Below are 6,970 nucleotides of genomic sequence, written 5' to 3' on the forward strand. Positions count from 1 at the left end.
CTATATGCTCCTAAAAAAGCAGCTTCTTGAACTTTTTCACTTCGTGGATATCCTGAAACAAAAGCTTCAAACTGATAACCAGCTAAATAATATTGCTTTGTTTTATAATATGACTGCGAAAACATATAAAACAGTTTTTCTGCCTGAGGTTTACCTCTATATGAAGTTGCTAATTGCTCAAAAAGACGAATCGCTTTTGTGTATTTACCAGCATCATACATTTTTGTTGCCATTTCAAATTTTGCTGCAACATCTTCATTTTTCAACGCTTTTTGATATTCTCCACAAGAATAAAAAAGAGTTACAACAATTAAAAGCAATAGTGTTTTTTTCATTTTCTTACTGTTATTACAATCTCTCAGACAATTTTATGCCAAAGTGAAATTGCACCGAAGTTTCGGTGGCAAATTTAGTTATTAATTTAGCTACTGCAAAATAATTTTTTAGTATCTTAAAATACTAGCACTTTAACAATTATTTAATGCTGTTTTTTACAAAGTCGTTTAGTCTTGTTGCTAACGAATCATCAACAGAAACTAATGGAAGACGAACTGTATTCTCAGCAATTCCAAGGGCTTGAAAGATTTGTTTGATTCCGGCTGGATTTCCTTGCTCAAAAATCATATCGATACTGTCTGATAAAAAGTAATGTGTTTTGAACGCATCAACTGCTTTTTTATTTAATCCTAAACGAATCATTTCGGAAAATTCTTTCGGAAAACCTTGTCCAATTACAGAAATAACTCCTGCTCCACCTGCCAAAACGATCGGCAATGCCAACATATCATCTCCTGAAATTACCAAGAAATCTTTTGGTGCGTTTTTAATAATTTGCATTGCCTGAGCCATATCTCCAGCAGCTTCTTTAATGGCTACAACATTTTTAAAATCGTTAGCCAATCGCACTACTGTAGAAGGAAGCATGTTGCTTGAAGTTCTTCCTGGAACATTATATAGAATTACAGGAACCGGAGAAGCCTCAGCGATTGCTTTAAAATGCTGATAAATTCCTTCCTGAGTTGGTTTGTTATAATATGGAGAAACAGATAATATCGCTTCAAAAGCAGAAAAATCTCTTGTTTTTAATTCCTCAACAATCTGCATAGTATTATTACCTCCAACTCCTAAAACTAGAGGCAATCTTCCTTTGTTTACATCGATTACAGTCTTTATAACCAACTCTTTCTCATCTGTTGTAAGGGTCGCATTTTCTGCTGTTGTTCCCATCACAACAAGATATTCCACTCCACCATCTATAGAGAAGTTTACGATTCGCTGTAAAGCTTCAATATCAACTGAAAAATCTTTTTTAAATGGCGTCACAAGTGCAACACCAGTTCCTATCAATGATTGCATATTATTAATTAATTTATTTTATATTTTTTAAATACCTAAACAATTCTGAAACGAAAAGTTTATAGTTTCTTAATTCTGTACTAATCATCAAGCGATTTAATCTTTGATCTACAGCAGAAAATCCGATTTTGAATTTAGCTTTTGACTTGCTCGTAATTAACATCAAAATACTGTTTTCGACATTGTAATAACTCAGCAAAAGATCAAATTTTGAATTCACAAACTCATTTAAAAAAGCTTCCGTTATTTCTCCCTTCCAATTCATGTGTTTTTTACTAAAAGTCGGGCGAGAATAGACTTCTTTTTCCTTGAATTTTCCTTTGTATGCAACAACTTTTATATTTTCTGAAGCGATTCCCTGAAGCGTTAACTCCTTTATTAGTGCTTCTGAATATTCAAAATTGCTTTCATCTATCAATAAACCAATCGTTTGAACGTTTTTAGTAAATACTTCGCTTTTTTCATTATTTAAATTAACATTTAATGATTTTTTTACAAAAAACTCCTTTATATAATTCAAAAACATAGTACTTTTACCAGATTACAAAATTAATTATTTAAGTTGCATTTAAAATGGTAAAACTAAAAAAGTATAACGGATTTTTAAAACTTTTTGTTATATTCTTAACACTTTTTTTAATCTCTTCATGTAGTAAGAATAACTACAATTTAACAAAAATTGAAGGGAAACAAGTTCCAGTTACTGAAAACGCTGGAGAAACTTCTGAAATTGAAAACTTTATTAAACCTTATCGCGATCATATCAATCAGGATTTGGATAATGTTTTGGCTTATTGTCCTGAAACACTTGACAAAAGCACAGGAAAATGGCAAACTGGAATTGGAAGCCTAATGGCAGATGTTTGTGTGCAAAGAGGAAACATTGTTTTTAATGCTAGAGAAAAGAAAGATATTGACTTATGTCTTTTAAATCATGGCGGTATTCGCGCTATTCTTCCAAAAGGAAATGTTACAACAAGATCGGCTTTCGAAATTATGCCTTTTGAAAACAGCTTGGTTGTTATGGCTTTAAAAGGTGAACAAATATTAGAAATTGCGGCTTATATTATTAAGGAGAAAAAACCTCAGCCATTGTCTGGAATGACTTTTACAATTACAAAAGATAACAAGGCAAAAAATATCATGATACAAGGCAAGCCATTAGACCTAAACAAAACGTATTACGTTGCCACAAACGATTATTTGGCAAATGGAGGAGACAGCATGACTTTCTTTGCAAAAAGCACTCAAAAGTTTGATTTAAATTACAAACTAAGAGATGTACTAATTGATTATTTTAAAGAAGTAGACACAGTTGTTGCTCCAAAAAATATCAGAATTACAGAAGAATAAAAAATTATAAAACAAGCAAAGCATTTCTGCAAAAAATATATAAAATGAAAAGAAGAGAGTTTATCGAAAAAACAGCAGCAAGTACTGCCCTATTGAGTTTAGGATTGTCTTTGAGCAGTTTTGAAAGTAACGATATTAAGCATTTAACAATTCTGCATACTAATGATGTGCATAGTCACATTGACCCTTTTCCTGCTGATGATCCGCGTAATCCTAACAAAGGCGGGGTGTCTCGTCGTGCGGCATTGATTGAAACAATTCGAAGAGAAAATCCGAATGTACTCTTATTGGATGCTGGAGATATTTTTCAAGGAACTCCATATTTTAATTATTATGGGGGTGAGCTGGAGTTCAAATTAATGAGTATGATGAAATATGATGCTTCTACAATTGGAAACCACGATTTTGATAATGGTCTTGACGGATTATATGCTCAGCTTCCGCATGCAACGTTTGACTTTATCAACTCTAACTACGATTTTAAAAATACGGTTATGGACGGACATGTAAAACCGTACAAAATCTTTAACAAAAACGGAATTAAAATTGGTGTTTTTGGTGTTGGGATCGAATTGCAAGGTTTAGTAGATAAAAAGTTATACTTGGAAACAGTTTACAACAACCCGGTAGAAGTTGCTCAAGATATGACAAAGCTTTTGAAAAAAGAGCAAAAATGTGATTTGGTAATTTGCCTTTCGCATTTAGGTTACAAATACAAAGATGATCCAACAAAAATTAGTGATTTGACATTTGCTGAACAAACACAAGATATTGACTTAATTATCGGAGGACATACTCATACTTTCTTAGACAAACCTACAATTGTAAAAAATAAGGATGGAAAAGATGTTTTGGTAAATCAAGTTGGATGCTACGGAATTAATTTAGGTCGTATCGATTTCTATTTTGACAAAAACAAAGCACATACCAACCAAAGTGCAACTATTGTTGTATAGTCTTTCTTTGAATTCTAGCTTTTTCTAAAAAGTATTCTACCATAAAGAAATAAGCTAGAATTTGAGTTGTATCTCGTATTAAAACTAAGACAACCGAATACGAGAAATATTCATTAAAAATATAAAAGATATCAGAAAAAATGTAGCTTATTGCCATAAGGGACATTAGCAATGCTATGTGTGTTCCTTTGGTAATATAACTAACAAAGCAGAAATAGCTTAGTAAACTCAGAACGATTCCGTATACGGTGTATATCATTATAAATTTTCTCATGCTGTCCAGCTGTAGGCTCAAAACAGAGATTAATAAATAAACGATAAAAACAACTACAATAGAAATGGGCAGAATATCTCTTCTGGTTAACTTTATTCGTTTGTGTTCCCGAATAAATATTACGACGATTAAAATGTAAACGATTAAAAAGCTGAGAACACCTCCAATTTCAGAACTTTCAACATCCATTAAATCATAAACTTGTCCAACAAAACAAAAGAAGAAAATTAAACTTTCTATTTTTCCGATTTTGAACTCACTGCTAATTAAATAATAGATAAAAATAGCAGGGAGAACAATCGCTTTTGCATATGTTGCAAAAAAGTCTTGTTCTGTCCAATCAAAAATGATTGTACACAACAAGCCAAAAAAGAACAAAATTAATGACGGTTTGTTAGGCTTCATTTAATTTGTTTATAAAATCTTCTTCTGATAATATGGTAATGTTCAACTTTGTTGCTTTCTCCAATTTTGCTGGTCCCATATTATCTCCCGCCACTACAAAATCTGTTTTTGCAGAAATTGAGCTTCCTACTTTTCCTCCGTTATCTTCAATAGTTTTCTTTAGTTCGTCTCTAGAAAATTGACTAAAGACGCCAGAAACTACAAAAGTTTTTCCAACAAATTTATCGGTAGCATTTGGGTTTATTTTTTCTTCAATTTCAAATTGAATTCCATAACTTTTTAAACGTTCAATAATTTTTCTATTCTCCTCGTTTTCGAAAAATTCGATAACACTTTTAGCAATTCTTTCTCCAATCTCATCAACCAAAATTAAATCCATTAAAGAAGCTTGAGCCAAAGCATCTATATTTTTATAATGTTTTGCCAATTTTTTGGCAACTGTTTCTCCAACAAAACGAATTCCTAATGCAAATAATACGCTTTCGAACGGAATTTCTTTTGATTTCTGAACTCCATTTACTAGGTTTTCAGCTGATTTTTGAGCCATTCTTTCTAAATGAAGAATATCTTCTACTTTTAATTCATACAAATCGGCATAATTATGAACTAAATTATTTTTGAAAAGCAGCGCCACTGTTTCTCCTCCAAGTCCTTCAATATCCATTGCTTTTCTTGAAATATAATGTTGAATTCTTCCAATAATCTGCGGAGGACATCCATAAAAATTAGGACAATAATGATTCGCTTCTCCTTCGTTTCTAACCAATTCGGTTTGACATTCTGGGCAATGTGTAATATAATATGTCTTTTCTGAATCTTCTGGTCGTTTTTCTAAATCTACTGCAATGATTTTTGGAATAATTTCTCCTCCTTTCTCAACAAAAACGGTGTCATTTATTCTAATGTCTAATTTTTCAATTTGATCGGCATTATGAAGAGAAGCTCTTTTTACAATTGTTCCAGCTAACTGAACAGGTTCTAAATTGGCAACAGGCGTTATTGCTCCAGTTCTTCCAACTTGATATGAAATTGATTTTAATTTGGTCGAAACTTGTTCTGATTTAAATTTGTATGCAATTGCCCAACGTGGCGATTTTGCTGTATAACCTAATTCTTCCTGATGCTGAATACTGTTAACTTTTACAACAACGCCATCAGTTTCATAAGGCAAATTATGGCGATGCACATCCCAATAATCAATAAAGTCAAAAACTTCGTGCATGCTGTTGACTAATTTTGCTTCTTTAGGAACTTTGAATCCCCAGCTTCTAGCAGATTCTAATCCTTCATATTGAGTTTTGAATGGAAGATTGTTTCCTATTACAAAATAAAGCAAGCATTCTAGCGGACGTTTGGCAACCTCAGCGCTATCTTGCAACTTTAAACTTCCCGAAGCTGTATTTCTTGGATTTGAATATGGAGTTTCTCCAATTTCTATTAATTCTTGGTTCATTTTCTCAAAACCAGCGAATGGAAGAATAATTTCTCCACGAATATCAAATTTATCAGGATAGTTTCCTTTTAAATGCAACGGAACTGATTTTATGGTTTTGATATTACTTGTTACTTCATCACCTTGAAAACCGTCTCCGCGTGTTAGGGCTTGAACTAATTTTCCGTTTTCGTAAGTAATGCTTATTGAGGCTCCATCGTATTTTAATTCGCAAGTGTATTGCAAGTTTACGTTTCCTAAAACTTTTTGAATGCGGTTTTCCCAATCTAAAAGATCTTCTTTAGAATAAGAATTATCCAAAGAATACATTCTGTATTGGTGTGCGATTGTTTTGAAATTTTTAGTAACGGTTCCTCCCACTCTTTGGGTTGGTGAATTTTCGTCAAAAAACTCTGGGTGTTTATTCTCTAAATCTTGAAGTTCTTTCAATTTAATATCAAAATCATAATCTGAAATTGTAGCATTGTCTAACACATAATAATTATAGTTGTGCTGATTAAGTTCATTTCGTAATGTTTGAATGGTCTCTTGAATGCTCATAAATAGTAAAATATTGCAGATTATAATAATGAAAAACTGAATATCAAAATTAGAATTTATTTTTGTTCAAATGCAGAAAAAATGAAAGTTTTAGAAAATCAAAAATCAGACTGCAAATTCATGCAGTCTGATTCTCTCCTTGTCCATTATTCTTAAAAAAGAATTTAAAAAACCAACTTCCAAATGGTTTCGACGTTTTATATTTTAAACTGAAAATCAATACTTTACAGCGAAAATATAAAATTATTTTTGAATAATGATAAAATCTGAACGTCTATTTTGCGCATGCTCTTCTTCAGAACATTTTACACCATTTTTACATCTATTGACTAATCGAGTTTCTCCATACCCAATTGCGCTTTCGATTCTAGATGCATCTATACCTTGCGAAAGAATATAATCACGAGTTGATTTTGCTCTATTGTCTGAAAGTTTTAAATTGTACGCATCTTTTCCGCGTGAATCTGTATGAGATTCAATTTTGATTCTAATGTTTGGAAATTTCTGCATGACAAAGACAACTTTAGACAATTCTTCAACTGCTTTTGGTGTGATATTGTACTTGTTATAATCAAAATAAATTGGATTTACATCAACTTTTTCAACTCCTTGTTTTTTAACAACCAAATCATC

General features: G+C 31.9%; 8 protein-coding genes. 2 read left to right on the top strand and 6 right to left on the bottom strand.

Annotated elements, in window-relative coordinates:
* The 3 genes from B3J44_RS04570 to B3J44_RS04580 form a co-directional block, all read right to left on the bottom strand.
* A partial coding sequence (locus tag B3J44_RS04570; RefSeq protein WP_286966090.1) for an outer membrane protein assembly factor BamD occupies positions 1–335 on the bottom strand: 335 nt, incomplete at its 3' end.
* A gap of 139 nt (positions 336–474) precedes the next feature.
* Entirely contained in the window at positions 475–1,356 is an 882-nt protein-coding gene (gene dapA, locus B3J44_RS04575) for a 4-hydroxy-tetrahydrodipicolinate synthase (RefSeq protein ID WP_286966091.1), read from the bottom strand.
* Between the two features lie 13 nt (positions 1,357–1,369).
* The gene (locus tag B3J44_RS04580; RefSeq protein WP_286966092.1) at positions 1,370–1,882 is read right to left on the bottom strand and encodes a DUF6913 domain-containing protein; all 513 of its coding nucleotides are present in this window, start codon (positions 1,880–1,882) and stop codon (positions 1,370–1,372) included.
* Positions 1,883–1,929: 47 nt separating this feature from the next.
* Here B3J44_RS04580 and B3J44_RS04585 point away from each other — a divergent pair, with 47 nt between their 5' ends.
* On the top strand, positions 1,930–2,709 hold the full coding sequence (locus B3J44_RS04585; RefSeq protein WP_198856102.1) for a 5'-nucleotidase C-terminal domain-containing protein: 780 nt from the start codon (positions 1,930–1,932) through the stop codon (positions 2,707–2,709).
* A gap of 44 nt (positions 2,710–2,753) precedes the next feature.
* A complete protein-coding gene (locus B3J44_RS04590; RefSeq protein ID WP_198856103.1) occupies positions 2,754–3,665 on the top strand; it encodes a bifunctional metallophosphatase/5'-nucleotidase in 912 nt (303 codons plus the stop codon).
* Here the strand turns inward: B3J44_RS04590 and B3J44_RS04595 are convergent.
* From B3J44_RS04595 to B3J44_RS04605, 3 genes are all read right to left on the bottom strand, one after another.
* Positions 3,652–4,344: a lysoplasmalogenase family protein gene (locus tag B3J44_RS04595; protein WP_286966093.1), complete on the bottom strand. Its 693-nt coding sequence runs from the start codon at positions 4,342–4,344 to the stop codon at positions 3,652–3,654. The genes B3J44_RS04590 and B3J44_RS04595 overlap by 14 nt on opposite strands.
* Complete coding sequence (ligA, locus tag B3J44_RS04600) at positions 4,334–6,337, bottom strand: NAD-dependent DNA ligase LigA (RefSeq protein ID WP_286966094.1); 2,004 nt, start codon at positions 6,335–6,337, stop codon at positions 4,334–4,336. The genes B3J44_RS04595 and ligA overlap by 11 nt, the downstream gene beginning before the upstream one ends.
* A gap of 243 nt (positions 6,338–6,580) precedes the next feature.
* On the bottom strand, positions 6,581–6,970 hold a 390-nt coding region (locus B3J44_RS04605), incomplete at its 5' end, for an OmpA family protein (RefSeq protein WP_286966095.1).

The organism is Flavobacterium sp. UBA4854 (assembly GCF_002399805.1).
Taxonomy (GTDB): Bacteria; Bacteroidota; Bacteroidia; order Flavobacteriales; family Flavobacteriaceae; genus Flavobacterium; species Flavobacterium ginsengisoli.